The sequence below is a fragment of the Streptomyces sp. H27-H1 genome (assembly GCF_026627445.1).
Lineage (GTDB): Bacteria > Actinomycetota > Actinomycetes > Streptomycetales > Streptomycetaceae > Streptomyces.
This window is the reverse complement of record NZ_JAPNLJ010000009.1, coordinates 156,945-171,560: the sequence shown is the minus strand read 5'-3', so window position 1 is coordinate 171,560 and position 14,616 is coordinate 156,945. Positions and strand designations below refer to the sequence as shown.

The 14,616-nt window shown below is 72.7% G+C and carries 12 protein-coding genes; 4 read left to right on the top strand and 8 right to left on the bottom strand.

Going from position 1 to position 14,616, the window contains the following annotated elements; all coding sequences use genetic code 11:
- Positions 1–51: 51 nt before the first annotated feature.
- Entirely contained in the window at positions 52–2,169 is a 2,118-nt protein-coding gene (locus OTB20_RS12810) for an FUSC family protein (protein ID WP_267817262.1), read from the bottom strand.
- 216 nt (positions 2,170–2,385) lie between these two features.
- Here OTB20_RS12810 and tatA point away from each other — a divergent pair, with 216 nt between their 5' ends.
- Positions 2,386–2,568, top strand: coding sequence for a Sec-independent protein translocase subunit TatA (gene tatA / locus OTB20_RS12805; RefSeq protein WP_267755487.1), 183 nt, complete (start codon positions 2,386–2,388; stop codon positions 2,566–2,568).
- A gap of 8 nt (positions 2,569–2,576) precedes the next feature.
- Here the strand turns inward: tatA and OTB20_RS12800 are convergent, their stop codons facing one another.
- On the bottom strand, positions 2,577–3,743 hold the full coding sequence (locus OTB20_RS12800; RefSeq protein ID WP_267817260.1) for a DUF2786 domain-containing protein: 1,167 nt from the start codon (positions 3,741–3,743) through the stop codon (positions 2,577–2,579).
- 348 nt (positions 3,744–4,091) lie between these two features.
- Between OTB20_RS12800 and OTB20_RS12795 the strand changes: the two genes are divergently transcribed.
- Positions 4,092–5,750 (top strand): bifunctional 3'-5' exonuclease/DNA polymerase, encoded by a 1,659-nt coding sequence (locus tag OTB20_RS12795; RefSeq protein WP_267817259.1) that lies wholly within the window; start codon positions 4,092–4,094, stop codon positions 5,748–5,750.
- 100 nt (positions 5,751–5,850) lie between these two features.
- Here the strand turns inward: OTB20_RS12795 and OTB20_RS12790 are convergent, their stop codons facing one another.
- From OTB20_RS12790 to OTB20_RS12770, 5 genes are all read right to left on the bottom strand, one after another.
- Positions 5,851–7,119 (bottom strand): hypothetical protein, encoded by a 1,269-nt coding sequence (locus tag OTB20_RS12790; RefSeq protein ID WP_267817258.1) that lies wholly within the window; start codon positions 7,117–7,119, stop codon positions 5,851–5,853.
- Positions 7,120–7,237: 118 nt separating this feature from the next.
- Positions 7,238–7,750: a SigE family RNA polymerase sigma factor gene (locus OTB20_RS12785; RefSeq protein WP_267755496.1), complete on the bottom strand. Its 513-nt coding sequence runs from the start codon at positions 7,748–7,750 to the stop codon at positions 7,238–7,240.
- A 65-nt stretch (positions 7,751–7,815) separates the two neighbouring features.
- On the bottom strand, positions 7,816–8,340 hold the full coding sequence (locus OTB20_RS12780; protein WP_267817257.1) for a GNAT family N-acetyltransferase: 525 nt from the start codon (positions 8,338–8,340) through the stop codon (positions 7,816–7,818).
- Positions 8,341–8,455: 115 nt separating this feature from the next.
- Complete coding sequence (locus OTB20_RS12775; RefSeq protein WP_267817349.1) at positions 8,456–9,613, bottom strand: serine hydrolase domain-containing protein; 1,158 nt, start codon at positions 9,611–9,613, stop codon at positions 8,456–8,458.
- Positions 9,614–9,848: 235 nt separating this feature from the next.
- Positions 9,849–10,514, bottom strand: coding sequence for a TetR/AcrR family transcriptional regulator (locus tag OTB20_RS12770; RefSeq protein ID WP_267817256.1), 666 nt, complete (start codon positions 10,512–10,514; stop codon positions 9,849–9,851).
- A gap of 110 nt (positions 10,515–10,624) precedes the next feature.
- Here OTB20_RS12770 and OTB20_RS12765 point away from each other — a divergent pair, with 110 nt between their 5' ends.
- Together OTB20_RS12765 and OTB20_RS12760 are read left to right on the top strand one after the other, a co-directional pair.
- Complete coding sequence (locus tag OTB20_RS12765) at positions 10,625–11,263, top strand: NADPH-dependent FMN reductase (protein ID WP_267817255.1); 639 nt, start codon at positions 10,625–10,627, stop codon at positions 11,261–11,263.
- Positions 11,264–11,277: 14 nt separating this feature from the next.
- Positions 11,278–12,801 (top strand): DHA2 family efflux MFS transporter permease subunit, encoded by a 1,524-nt coding sequence (locus OTB20_RS12760; protein WP_267817254.1) that lies wholly within the window; start codon positions 11,278–11,280, stop codon positions 12,799–12,801.
- Positions 12,802–13,267: 466 nt separating this feature from the next.
- Here OTB20_RS12760 and OTB20_RS12755 read toward each other — a convergent pair whose 3' ends face one another.
- The gene (locus tag OTB20_RS12755; RefSeq protein WP_267817253.1) at positions 13,268–14,605 is read right to left on the bottom strand and encodes a sigma factor-like helix-turn-helix DNA-binding protein; all 1,338 of its coding nucleotides are present in this window, start codon (positions 14,603–14,605) and stop codon (positions 13,268–13,270) included.
- Between the last annotated feature and the right edge of the window lie 11 nt (positions 14,606–14,616).

The window sequence follows — 14,616 nt, the reverse complement described above, 5'->3', positions numbered from 1 at the left end:
TGAACAGCTGCATGGGCAGATGCACGTGCACGAGCGGAGGGCCAGGCGCCGCTAGGGGCGGGGCCCGTTCGGCGGCCCAGCTGGGGGCCCGGTTCGGGGCTCGTTCGCGGACTCCGGGCCGGGCTGGGCGCGGAGGGCCTCGGAGACCTCCTCCAGGGAGGCCAGCAGCTGCCGCGCCGCCCCGCGCAGCACGCCCGGGTCGGGAGTGTCCCCGTCGGCCAGCGCCGTGCGGACCCCACCCCAGTCGGGCACCCCGCGCTCCCGTACCGCCTTCGCGCCCGCCTCCGTCGCCTCGCGCAGCGCCCGGGCCAGTTCGGCCGCGCCCGGGACCGGAGCCTGCGCGCGGTCCGGGAGGTGCGCCTCCAGCAGCATCGCGTGGCGGCCCATCGCGGCCAGGGCCCGGCCCGCGTTCTCGGCGGCCGTCCGGGAGATCCCGCGGTGGCGCACCGGTTCCCCGGCGGCCCGTTCCACCGCCTCCTGCCAGGCGACCCGGGCGTCGCGCACCGCGAGCAGGGCCTCGCGCACCTCGCCCCGGCGGGCTCCGGCCGGGTCGGCGTAGCGCTCCAGCACGGCTGCCGCGTACCGCCCGTCGGCCGCCACCCAGTCGGCCAGCCGGGTCCGCAGTCGCGGGGTCTCCCAGGCCGGGTAGACGGCGTAGGAGAGCATCGCGAGGAGTCCGCCGAGCAGAGTGAGGGTGACCCGGTCGGGCACGGTCTGGTCCCAGCGCGCCCCGCCCATGCCGAGCAGGAAGACCACGTAGGCGGAGACGCAGACCATCGAGACGGCGTATCCGGTGCGCATGAACGTGTACATCAGGCCCGCGCTGACGACAGCGAGCAGCCCGGACAGGTACATGCCCGGGTGCGCGAGCTGGACGACGGCGGTCGCGAGGGCCACCCCGACCAGGGTGCCGGCGAAGCGTGCGACGGCGCGGGTGTAGGTCTGGGTGAAGTCGGGCCGCATGACCATGACGGAAGCCATCGGGGCCCAGTACGCATGGCCGAGCGGCAGGGCGTGGCCGATGAGGTAGCCGACGCAGGCGACGGCGGTGACCCGCACGGCGTGCCGCAGGATCGGCGAGCCGGGGCGCAGCTCGGCCCGTAAGGAGGCCAGCACCATCGGCGCGAGCGCCGGCAGGGTGGGCCGCAGCATCGACTCGCCGGGATCGGCGGTGCGCCCCGAGCCCGGTTCGGCGGTGTCGAGTACGTCGTCCAGCAGGGCGGCGAGCCTGCGCGCGGCCCGCAGCGGGGCTCCCTTGAACACTTCCGCGATGTCGGGGGCCTTGAGGACCGCGAGGGCCGGCGCGGGCACCCGTACCGCCTCGCCGTGCCGGATCGCGGACGCGGCGGCGTCCAGCACCGACCCGGCCGCGGCGAGCAGTTCCCGTACCCGGTCCCGCGCCGGGCCCTCGGCCGGGGCCCCGACCGCCGGGTCGGCCAGCAGGGCCAGCACCGGCCGGATCCGCTCCGCGAGCCCCCGCGCACCGTGCAGCTCGGCGGGGCGGCGGCGGGCCTGGCGCGCCGTCACGGTCGCGGCTGCGCGCGCCTTCATCAGCGGTTCGGGGTCGAAGGAGGCGACCGGGTCCTGGCGCAGGCGGCGCGCGTAGTCGGCCTCGGCGGCCAAGGCGTCGGCCAGGGCGTCGCGCTGCGCGCCCCAGCGGCGGATGGGGAAGAGGACGATCAGCAGGGCCTGGACCACCCCGCCCGCGGCGATCATCGCGGCGTGCCCGGCGGCCTGGGGCACGGAGGTGGGCAGGGTGATGGTGACCAGCATGATCGCGACGTTGCCGGAGGCGATCATGCCCGCGGTGGGGCCGGCCGCCCACATCAGGCCCGCCGCGAAGCTCCACACGGCGAGCAGCAGCATGAAGGCCAGGACGTGCGAGGCCCCGACGAGGTAGCCGATGAAGGTGGACGCCGCCAGGGTCAGCCCGGCGGCGAGCGCGAGGACGGGCCGGGGCCGCCAGCTCTTCTGGAAGGTGGCGATGGCCGCCATGTACGCGCCGAAGGCGGAGCTGGCGGCTGACCCGGGCCCGAGGAAGGCGAGGCCCGCGCCGATGACGATGGCGAGCCCGACGGCGGCCCGGAGCGCGATGAGGGGTTGGAGCCGGGCCCGCTCGACCCGCAGACCGGACCGGGCGGTGTCCTTCAGCGCCCGGACCCAGCTCATCCCCCGAGCGTAGCCCCGGCGTACGCGGAACGCCGGAGCCCGGGCCGGGCGCGGCCGTACGCGGTCTTCAGGAGTTTTCAGGTGTTCTTCAGGTGTTCTTCAGGCTTCCTGTGATCTGTGGCGCCGGCGGCCGGCAGCGCCGATCATCGGCCGGGCGGGGCCGGTTCCGGCGCCGCCCGGCAGGCTGCCGGAACCCGCGGAAAGGCGGATACCCGCATGCTCAGGAACGCACTGGAGCCCTGGCACGTCGCCATCATCGTGCTCGTCTGCCTGATGGTGTTCGGCTCGAAGAAGCTGCCCGAGATGGCGCGCGGGCTGGGCAGGTCCGCGCGCATCCTGAAGGCGGAGGCCCGGGCGCTGCGCGAGGAGGATCCGCCGGCAGGCTCCTCGGAGCGGTGATCCGGGGGTCAGCCCCGCAGCGACCGGCGGCTGCCGTCCGCCATGTGTGCCCGGTCGGCCGCCGCCGTGCCGTCCTCCCAGCCCGCGAGGTCGGTGGCCCCGCGCAGCCGGGTCGTCGTGGTCCGGGGGAACATCTCCTCGGCCCGCGAGGTGACCGCCACGTCCCGGGCGACCAGGACCGGCAGGTTGTCGGGGGCCTCGGCCACCGTGTGCTCGGCCGTCTCGGCGAGGCGCTGGCCGAGCCGGCTCGCGTAGGCCAGGAGGAAGGACTGCCGGAAGGTCTTGGTGCGCTTGCGCCCGCCCGCCCGCTGCCCGGCCTCCGCGCGGGTCATGGCGGCGGTGCCCTGGACGAGCAGGGAGGTGTAGAGCAGCTCCACCGCCTCCAGGTCGCTCTCGAAGCCGACGACGGTGGAGAACTCGTAGGCGCTGTTCCACACGGACCGGCAGCGGTTCGCGCTCGCCACCGCGTCGAGCAGCACCGCCTTGGCCTCCTCGTACGGGGCCTCGACGCCGATCCGGCAGGCGCCGGGTATCTGCGCCGTGCCGGACTTCACCGCGAGCAGGGCCGCATCCACGGTGTGCCGGGCCATGAGCTCCTGCGCCTTGGCGCTGAGCGCCTCCGCCTCCTCCGGGAAGGTGGTCGCCTCCGCCTTCGCGAGCAGCGCCCGGATCCGCCCGAGCATGCGGGGCTCGATGTGCGCGTGTTCCAGTACGTCGGCCGGGTCCCCCGGCAGCGGCCCGACCGGCTCGATGGACGGCAGCCGGATCAGCAGCCGGAACACCTCCAGGACGGCCCCGGCCAGGCTGAAGCGGTCGGTCCGCTCGCGCCGCACGAGCTGCTCCCCGTACTCCGTGTCGTTCCCCCACCACACCTCGGCGTCGGTCCACCGCTCGGGCAGCCGTGCGTACCGCCGCGCCTCGGCGGCGACCAGGTCCTCGGCGATCCGCAGGTGCGCCTGCTCCAGGTCCCGGCGTACGAGCCGCAGCACGTCGGCCGGCCGCCACCCCCGCTCCCAGGCCTGCCGTACGTAAGCCTCCCCGCGCGCGAGCAGCGCCTGCCCGACCCCGCCCCACCGCTCCCCCTCGGCAACGAGCACCGAAGCCCCGGCATCCAGTCCGGCGTCATCCTGGCTGTACAGCGCGGCCTCACAGGCCCGGTCGACAATGTCTCTCACCCCACCAGCTTGGCACGCCCCCACTCCCGCCCCGGCCCGCCCGACCCGGCCCCGGGATCCTCCGGCCGACCCGGCCGGCCCGGCCCCGCGGGCGTACATCCAGGCCGGCCTGGCGTATATCCAGCCTCGCCAGGGGGCCCCTCCCAGCGGTAGCCGGGGGAGTTTGAGGCGCGGGGTCCGGGGCGGAGCCCCAGGGTTTTTCAGCCCGTCCGGCGTTTGAGGACCGGGTCAGGGCCGGGCCCTGGGAACGGTGGAAGGGCGGGGAGGGGACTTCGCCCCGGGCAGCGAACACCCGTGCCCGCGCGGCGCGCCCCGACACTGTCAGACCCCGATGGGACACTCGCACTCATGAGCGAGCACGCCCCCCGGTGGGCCCTGGCCGAGGACGGCGACGGCCGATGGCACGCCACCCCCCTGCCCCCCACCCCGGGCGGGGCCCGCGTCACCACCACCAACCCCGCCGAGGCGATCCGCGCCGCCCCCGAGGGGACCCGCTGGGTCTGGCGATCCACCCCCGCCGTGTACCCCCGCCTGCTCGCCGCCGGCATCCGCGTGGACCGCTGCCACGACATCGAGGACGCGGAGCTGCTGCTGCTCGCCCACGAGGGCCGTCTCGGCGAACCCCGCTCGGCGGCCGCCGCCTGGGCCCGCCTCAGGAACGCACCCGTACCGCCCGACCCCCCGCAGCGCGCCGCCGAGCCCGGCAGCCAGCACTCCCTGTTCGACCCCCAGCCCGCCCCCGTCCCGCTGGACGCCCTCGTCGCCGTCCACGCCGACCAGGCGAAACGGCTCGACGCCACCGCCCATCCCGACCGGATGCGGCTGCTCGTGGCCTCCGAGTCGGCAGCCTTCCTCGTAGCCGCCGAAATGAACCGTGCGGGCCTGCCCTGGCGGGCCGACGTCCACCGGGCGCTGCTCACCGAGCTGCTCGGCGAGCGGTACGCGGGCCGCGGCCAGCCCCGTCGGCTCGCCGAGCTGGCCGACGACGTCTCGGCCGCGTTCGGCCGGCGCGTGCGCCCCGAGCTGCCCGCCGATGTGGTCAAGGCCTTCGGGGAGGCCGGGATCAAGCTCAAGTCGACCCGCCGCTGGGAGATCCAGGACCTGGACCATCCCGCCGTGGCACCGCTCCTCGAGTTCAAGAAGCTGTACCGGATCTACACCGCCCACGGCTGGGCCTGGCTGGCGGACTGGGTCCACGACGGCCGCTTCCGCCCCGAGTTCATCCCCGGCGGTACCTTCACCGGCCGCTGGGTCACCAACGGCGGCGGAGCCCTGCAGATCCCCAAGGTGATCCGCCGGGCGGTCGTCGCCGACCCGGGCTGGCGGCTCGTCGTGGCCGACGCCGACCAGATGGAACCGCGGGTGCTCGCCGCGATCTCCCGCGACCCCGCCTTCATGGAGGTGGCCGGCCGCCCCGAGGACCTGTACACCTCGATCTCCCGCCAGGGCTTCTCCGGCGACCGCGACATGGCGAAGCTGGCCGTGCTCGGGGCGGTGTACGGGCAGACCTCCGGGGACGGCCTGAAAAACCTGGCCGCGCTGCGCCGCCGCTTCCCCCGGGCCGTGGCGTACGTGGACGACGCCGCGAAGGCGGGCGAGGAGGGGCGGCTCGTACGGACCTGGCTGGGCCGGACCTGTCCGCCGCCGGCCGATCCCGAGGAGGCCGAGGAGGCCCCCGACGGCTGGACCCCGAGCTACGCCTCGACCGACGCCCGGGCGCGCGGCCGCTTCACCCGCAACTTCGTGGTGCAGGGCAGCGCCGCGGACTGGGCCCTGCTGATGCTCGCGGCCCTGCGCCGGTCCCTCGCGGAGGCGGGGATGCGGGCCGAGCTGGTGTTCTTCCAGCACGACGAGGTCATCGTCCACTGCCCGCAGGAGGAGGCGCAGGCGGTGGCCGAGGCGATCCGCGCGGCGGGCGAACTGGCCGGCCGCATCACCTTCGGCGAGACCCCGGTCCGCTTCCCGTTCACCACGGCCGTCGTCGAGTGCTACGCGGACGCCAAGTAGCGGACGGGGAGTGGCTGCCACGAAGTAGCGGACGGAAAGCAGCGGACGGGACGCGTCGACCGCCGAGCAGCGGCCGCCCCGTAATACCCGGCGGGTGGGCCTACTGCCCGTACTCCGAGGACCACTTCGGGCTCGTGGCGAGTTCCTTGAGCCGCTGCAGCGACACCACCGGCTCCTTCCGGGTAGCCGCCGACGACTGGCTCTTGGCGTTGAACGCGGACACGATCACCCGGGTACCGTTCGGCCGCAGCGCCTCGGCGCTCCACCAGATCACGCCGGCCCCGCCCTTCTCCCCCGGCTGGTCCCGGACCAGCACCTTCGTTCCGTCCGGCAGGGTCTCGGCTGATGTGAACAGATCCGCCCACATCCTCGGAGCGTTCGCGCTGTCCGGCTGGATCTGCAGGCTGACCAGCGACTTGCCCTTGCCGTCGTCGAGCACCAGGTGGCCCAGATCGGCCCCGTCCTCTTCCCTGAGCACGATCGGGATCTCGTCCTGGCGCAGCAGCTCCTCCAGGATGTCCACCGCCTTCGCCCCCTGCCGGGCGGGCGGACGCTGCTCGTCCTGACCGGCGGCCGGCAGGTCGTTCAGGGCCGGATGCCACAGGGGGGAGATCACGAGCGCCTTGAGCTGCGCGAGCGTCAGCGGCGGTGTCGAACGGCTGATGGCCGAGTCCTTCTCGGTCGGCGCGTTGAACTCCTGGGCGTCCACGAGGAACCCCTGCGGGGTCACCACCGTGGCGCGCCAGCTCTTCGTGTCCACCCGGCGGTCGGGGTACTCGTAGCCCTTGAAGAGCATCAGCCGCGAACCGTCCGGGAGCTTCTCGGAGGTGCAACTGTCGTATGTCAACGCCACCCTGGAGGGGCATTCGACCATGTCGTCGGCCATCACGCCCTTGGGGTCCACCCGGCTGAGGGAGAAGCCGATACGGCCCTTGCCCTCACCCTCGTCGAAGGCCCCGGTCACCATCGGGCCGAGCTCGTGGTCCGTTCCCCTCGACGTGGTGTCGGTGAGCTTGCCCTGCGGCAGCAGCTGCTTGAGCACCCCGATCATCTGCTCGGCGGAGACGGCCCCGGTTCCGACGTCGGGCCGGGCCTGCGCCGACGAAGGCAGGAGTGCGGGCGGCTCCGCCGAGGTGGCCACGTCCTCCTGGCCTCCTCCGCCGCCCGGGCCGAGCAGGCCGTTCGCGTAGGCCCCGGCGGTTCCGATCAGCGCCAGGGCGAGTACGGAGCCGCCGGCCATGGTGGCCCGGCGCCGGGCCACCATCCGCCGGCCGCGGCGCTCCCCGGCGTCCACGAGGTCACGGCCCTCGGCCGTGAAGCCGTTCCCCGTACTCTGGAGGGCTTCACCGAGCTCGTCTTCAAAAGGCATGCGGAATCAGACCTTCCATTCAAAGGGATCGCGGAACGAGAGAGACGTGCGGGAAAGGGGCCGGCAGGTCGACGGCACGGAGGGCGGAATGGGTGGAAGGCGAGGAAGGCGAGGAAGGTCAGCGTTCCGCGAACTCCGCCAGCGATCCGCCCAGTTGCCCCCGCAGCCGGGTCAGCGCACGCGAGCTCCGGGTACGGACGGCCGCCGAGCTGACGTTCATCGCGTCGGCGGTCTCCTCGACGCTGCGGTCCTCCCAGTACCGCAGCACCAGTACCGCCCGGTCCTTCGGCGCCAGCCGCCCCAGCGCTTCCAGCAGCGTCAGCCGCAGCGCGGGATCGCCGCCGGCCGGTGCGCCCGCGTCGGGAAAATCCCCGACCGGGCGCTCCCCCGCCGACCGGCGGCGCTGGTGCGTCAGGAAGGCACGTACCAGCACGGTTTGCGCGTACGCCGCCGGATTGTCTATCCGGGCGACGCGCCCCCACAGCAGGTACATCCGCCCCAGGGTCTCCTGTACGAGATCCTCCGCGAGGTGGGTGTCACCGCTCGTCAGCAGACAGGCCGACCGGTACAAGTGCGCCGATCTGCCCATCGCGAAATCACGGAACCCGTCCCTGCTCCCCCCGTACGGCATCCACTCCCCCTCGCGTCCGTCTCACCCCAATGACGCGACGGAGGCCGGGAATGTTGCAGCCTCTCTCAGACTGTTGCGGAACCTGCCCCGGCGAGGTCGTGGAAGTACACGTGGAACTCCTCGCGGACGAACCCCTCGGCCTCGTACAGCCCCTGCGCGACCTGGTTGTCGTACGCCGTCTCCAGCTGCACGCCCGACACCCCGGCCTCCCGCGCCCGGCGCAGCACCTCGCGCAGCAGCGCACGGCCCGCGCCCGTGCGGCGGCCGGCGGGGGCGACGTAGAGGTCGTTCAGCAGCCACGCGGGCCTCATCGCCAGCGAGGAGATCATCGGGTAGACCTGGGTGAAGCCGACCGTGCCCGCGCCGGGGACCTCGGCGAGCAGGACGAAGGAGTCGCCGGCCGCCAGCCGCTCCGCCAGGAAGGCGCGCGGGCGCTGCGGGTCCTCGACCTCGACCTCGTAGAAGTCGAGGTAACCGCGGAAGAGTTCGGCGGCGATGTCCAGGTCCGCCTCGCCCGCCTCCCGCAGGACCACCTTGTGCCCGTCTCCCGCGATCCCCGCTTCGCTTTGTGTCGTTGTCCGACCGTTCATATCGCTCTCCCTCGGTCCACTCCCGTGCCTGATCCATTGTCGCGCGGGAGGGCCGCGAACAGCGCTGCCGCCGTTCGCGGCCGGGCCGGGCCCGGGAGGGCGGGCTCGCGGTCGGTCAGTGGTCCCCGGTGACGGGCTGGGCCGGCAGCGTGTAGACGTGCTGCGGGGTCACGATCTTGGTGATCGCCTGGCCGAACAGCGTGCTCGGCTCCTCGCCCTCGGCGGAGATGTCGGTGTTGAGCAGCACCACCAGGGTGGCCTTCGACTGTGCGTCGTAGACGACCAGGCTCTGGTAGCCGGGCAGGGACCCGTTGTGCCCGATCCACCCCTGGACGTTGAAGATGCCCAGTCCGTAGCCGGTGCCCGGCAGGGCCTGTACGACGTCGAGGCGTTCGGCCTGGGTGGCGGGGGTGAGCAGCTCACCGGTGGCCAGCACCTTGGCCCACTGCCGCAGGTCCGTGAGGTCGGAGATCATCGCTCCGGCGGCCCAGCCCCAGGAGGGGTTCCAATCGGCCGCGTCCTCGGTCTTTCCCGAGGCCGTCTGGTCCGTGTAGCCCTGGGCGTGCGGCTTCGGGAACTCGGCGGCGGTCGGGAAGAGGGTGTGCTTCAGCCCGGCGGGTTCGATGACCTCCTCGGTGATGTAGTCGGCGAGCGTCTGTCCGCTGATCTTCTCCACGACGAGCCCGAGCAGGATCAGGTTGGTGTTGCAGTAGGAGAACTGCGCGTTCGGCTCGAAGAGGACCGGGTGCTTGAAGGAGAACGCGAGCAGCTCCTGCGGGGTGAAGGGCCGGTCCGGATCGCTGGTCAGCGCCTTGAAGAAACCCTCGTCGGCCGAGTAGTTGAAGAGTCCGCTGCGCATGCCCGCCAGCTCGCGCAGGGTGATGCGGTCGCCGTTGGGGACGCCGTCGACGTACTTGCCTATGGGGTCGCCCAGCCCGATCTTCCCGTCGTCGACGAGCTTCAGCAGCGCGGTCACGGTGAAGGTCTTGGTCTCGCTGCCGATCCGCATGTTGAGGCTGTCGGTCATGGGCGCCCCGGTGGCCTTGTCGGCCACGCCGAAGGCCCGTACGTACTCTCCCTTGCCCGGCGCGGACAGGGCCACCTGGACCCCGGGCACCTTGGCCTCGCCCATCACCTTCCGGACGGCGTCGTCCAACTGCCGCGCCACGGCGGGACTGAGCTGCGGAAACTCATCGGAGACGGCCGGACTGCTCGCCGCCGGAGGTGTCGGTACGTCCACGGCGTATCCGACACCGGCCCCCACGGGCACCATCAGGAGCCCCACTGCGGCCACTCCCACAGCCGCCCTGCGCAACCGTGTCGTACTCACCCGTCCAACGTAGCCCCGGGCCCGGGACCGGGCGAGTTTTCCGGGGTGGCCGTGCGGGGTGGCCGTGCGGGGAGGCCGTGCCCGCCACCCCGCCCGGTGCGGCCGGCTCGGCCGGTCCCGGGGCCGCCCCGGGTCCCGGGGCCGCACCCGGGTTTCGGGCCGCCCCCGGGTTTCGGGCTCAGTCGGCCCGATGGACCCGATAGGCCCGCAGGAAGGCGGCCACGCCGCCCGCGATCAAGTGGTCGGTCTGCTCCTTGGGGAGGGGGAGGACCCCGTAGTGGGAGAGCTGCACGATGGAGTGCGAGGTCAGCGCCATGAAGTGGGCGCCCGCCAGCATCGCGTCGCCGCGTACGTCGATCAGCCTGGCGGCGTCGAGGCCCGACATGGCGTCCGCGAGCGCGCGGGACACCGGACCCGGTCCGGCGTTCGCCCAGGCCTCCAGCACCTCGGACGGCACGTGGTCGGCCTCGGCGTGGATGTGGCGGACGAGCGCGAAGTGGTCGGCGTAGTCGGTCATGAGACCGATGACCCGGTGCGAGAACGTGACGAGGTCGCGCTCCAAATCCTCTGACCGGGGCGGGCGTTCGGGGTTCAGGGCGGCTTCGATCTGGGCGATCTGGGCGTCGCGCACCTGCGCCGAGGTCCAGGTGACGACGGTGGCGAAGAGCATCGCCTTGCCGTCCGGGAAGTAGTTGTAGAGCGTGCGGGTCGAGACGCCGGCCGCGGCGGCGAGCGCGTCGACCGAGGCGCGGGCGTAGCCCTCACGGCCGAAGACCCCGCAGGACGCGCTCGCGATGGCGATCTGCTTCGCCAGCTTCTTGTCAGGGGTGCCGCCGGTGCTCACTTCGCCTCCAAAAAAGTACAACGCCCGTTGCATTTTTTACAACGGCCGTTGTAGTTTACCGGAGGAGCGGCCACACCGAGCGGTCGCCCCGCCAACGAGGGGACCCTGCCATGGCCACCACCGCTTCCACTCCCACCGCCGCTCCCGCCACGCCCCACGAGGACGCGCCGCTGCGCGTCGCCGTCATCCTCGGCAGCGTCCGCGAGGGCCGCCAGGGCCCCGCCGTCGCCAACTGGTTCCTCGAGACCGCGGGCGCCCACGGCGGGCTGGACCTCGACTTCATCGACCTCGCCGACGTCGACCTGCCGTTGGCCATGCCCGGCTGGGGCGGCTCCCCGAGCCCGCAGGCCGCCGCCGCGCTCGCGAAGGTCAGCCCGCGGCTGGCCGCCGCCGAGGCCTTCGTCATCGTCACCCCCGAGTACAACCACAGCTTCCCCGCCGCCCTGAAGAACCTCATCGACTGGCACCGCGAGGAGTGGCTGGCCAAGCCGGCCGGCTTCGTCTCCTACGGCGGCCTCGGCGGGGGCCTGCGCGCCGTCGAGCAGCTCCGGCTGATCTTCGCCGAGCTGCACTCCGTGACCATGCGCGACTCCGTCAGCCTGCACGGGCCGTGGTCCGGGCTCGGCCCGGACGGCGTACCGCGCGACGGCGCCGTGACCGAGGGCGCGGTCAAGGGCATGGTCGGCCAGCTGGTCTGGTGGGGACGCGCGCTGCGCGCCGCCCGCACGAGCCACCCGTACCAGGGCTGAGGGGCGGCACGAGGATGCGTACGATCCACAAGCTCCGGCGCACCGATTCTGCGGCGCCGCCCGCGGTCCCCACAGGCACTGCGGCCCTAACAGGCACCGCGCACACCGCCGACTCCGGACACCGCCCCGGCCCCGGCCCCGGCCCCGCCGCTCAGGCGCCCGAAACCGCAGCGGCCTCCGCGCGGCAGCTCCGGCGCACCGCGGGCGTCGTGATCGTCGGCTCGGTCATGTCGGTGCTCGACATGACGATCGTCAACGTCGCACTGCACCGCCTCTCCGAGGCCTTCCACGCACCGCTGGCGACGATCCAGTGGGCCGCCAGCGCCTACACCCTCGCGCTCGCCGCCGTCATCCCCACCTCGGCCTGGGCGATGGGCCGGTTCGGCGCCAAACGCACCTACCTGGGCGCCCTCACCCTGTTCGCGTTCGGATCGCTGCTCGCCGCCTGCGCCTGGAGCGCCGAGAGCCTGATCGCCTTCCGCGCGGTACAAGGCCTCGGCGGCGGGCTGCTCATGCCCGTCGGCATGGCCATGGTGATGCGCGCCGCGGACCCGGCCCGGCTCGGCCGGGTGATGGCCCTGCTGGGGCTGCCCATCATCGTCGGACCGGTGGCGGGTCCGGTCCTGGGCGGCTGGCTGGTCGACTCGGCGTCCTGGCAGTGGATCTTCCTGGTCAACCTGCCCGTCGGCGCGGTGGCGCTGGTACTCGCCGCGAAGCTGCTGCGGTCCGACGCCCCGAGCGAACCGTCCGCCGCGCCCCGACTGGACGTACCCGGCCTGCTGATGCTGTCCCCGGGCCTCGCCCTGCTGCTCCTCGGCCTGGCCCGCGGCGGAGAGGGCGGCACCTTCACCGCACCCGGCGCCCTCCTGCCCACCCTGGCCGGCGCCGCACTCGTCGCCGCCTTCGCCCGACGCGCGCTGACGGCCCGCGAGCCGCTGCTCGACCTACGCCTGCTGCGCGACCGAACCTTCAGGTCCGGGATCCTCACGCTCACCCTCTTCACCTGCGGCTACTTCGGATCCATGCTGCTCGGACCGATGTACTGGCAACAGGGCCGCGGCATGAGCGCGACGGCGGCGGGACTGCTGGGCGCGCCGACCGGGCTCGCCGTCGGGCTGGTGATGCAGATCGCCTCGCGCCGCGTCGACAAGGTCTCCCCGCGCCGGCTGATCCAGGCCGGCATCGCGACAGGGGCACTGGGCATGGCCCTGACCGCCCTGCAGGCCGGCTCCCCCGAGGCGGCGCCCTGGCGGTTCGTCGCCGCTTCGATCGTCATGGGCATCGGCGCCGGCATGGTCCTGATGCCGACGATGACCACCGCGAGCCGAGACCTCACCAGGGCCCGGCTGACCGCGGCGAGCACCATCCTGAGCATCAACTCCCAGATCGGCGCCTCGGTCGGCACGGCGCTCCTCTCGGTAACCCTGGGCGGAGCAGGCACCAACCCGGCCGGCTTCCAGACCACGTACGCAATCGCAGCGGCCCTCCTCGCCCTGGCCCTCCTCCCCGCCTCCCGCCTCCCCACCCGCCACCCCTGACCGGGCTCCGGTCCGGGCCATGGCTCCGGCCAAGCCTCGGGCCCCGAACCCGACTCCGGCCTCAGCCGGTGGTCCTCACGGCCCCACGGTCAGCACCACCGACGATGCGCCAGTCCCCCCGCAGAAGCGAAGAGCCGGAAGCGCACCACCGGCTCGACCGGGCACGCGGCTGAGGGCATGAAGAAGCCCCAGATCGCGGCGAGTGAGTCCTCGGGCCAATCCGAGCCGCCGTCGGAATTCGAAGCCGAGACCTACGCATTACGAGGCCCCACAAGATCATCCCGAGTGGTGCCGGGCCGTGCCGCCGCATCCTGTTTCCCCAGGTCAGCAAGGTGCGGCCCGGCTACCGCATGCCGGGCCAATCCACCCTGTGCCACCCCGTCCGTTCACGCACCGCTCACGCATGAGACCGGCTCGCGAGGGGAGACCTGAAGAAGGACGGGCCTCGGCCCGCCCGCACCGCCGCTCACCCGACGGGACAGTAATCCGGGTACCGGGCCGGACAGGTCCCCTCCTCGCAAGCGTGACGGACATCAGCTGTCGAATCATCAGCGCGCAGAAGAACGGCGATGTCGCAACCGATCGTCATGCGCTGTGCCTGTGCGTAGAGCCGCAGGCTTGAAATCTGGGCTCCACTAGTACCTCGCCGCAGGATCAGCGGACCGGCCTCGCCCGGGAGAGCGAAGGTCCTAGACATCGGAGCCCGCCTCAGCCCCAGGCTCCATGTGATCCAGGAGCTGACCAGGATCCCGCTCCCCCGCAGGACGTCCTTGTCGACCTTCAGACGTATGCCGTAGACGTTGCCCTGGGGATCGACCGCCATCGTGTCAGGCTTCGGCGGCTCGCTCTCCTCGTTCGGTACGGCGCCTCGCTCCACCAGGTCGATCAGCCCGTCCGCCGTCGTGCCGATCTGATCGCTCAGAAGGCACTGCTGCATGCGCCATGCCGTCACCGGGTACCGCTCGGCGACCCTCGAGAAGAGAATGTCCTTGCTGATCGGACCACTCTCCCTCACTACGGCTACGAGGGCCTCGACTGCGTTGGCGTACGGCGTCACCTCCGGAAGGGACCACTCGACCAGAGCCCAAGTACCCTCCGGTCGGACCTGGACGAACCGATCGTCACGCCTCAGGGCCTCCCTGACGGCATGCGCCGTGGACACGCCCGTTGCGGTCGCCAGCTCCTCCGCCCGGCACGGCTCTCCCCGCTGAAGCAACCACAGGTAACAGGCGTCGCGACCACGGGCGCGACGCCGCAGCCAACTATCGTCCGCCCCTTGGACCAAGGGGCTTCGCTCACCTCCGAACAGCGACTCCAGAGGAACACTCTCCGACACACCCGCGGCCTTCGCGACGTCACTCAACTCACCCGCTCGTAGGGGAGCCCTCTCCGCGATCTCGCGCAGACGGCGCTCGAGATCGCCGGAGCCTGCGGCCCACCAGCCGTTCAGGTCGCGGCCCCAGACGCGTGGATGGACGAACCCAGCGGCGCGGGCATAGGCACCTATCGTCACGTGACCGTCCACGCCGAGGACGTCCGCCAAGCTCTTGGTCGTCACGGCCGGTCGCGTAGTGAGCTCCGTGAGATGTTCACGCCAATCTGGTGCCATGAGATCCGCCGTCACCAGCAGGTGCTGCTCGGTTTTGAGGAGGATTTGACGGACACGTTCACGGGTGACCCCATGAACCTGACCGATCTCGTTCAGGGTCCTTCCGTCCTCGCGCTCCGCGAACATGAGCCTCGACCGCTCGTCAAGGAAGGACCAGGCGCGCTCGAGCCAAGCTCCCCGTCCGTTCTCGTCCATGGGGCGATCTC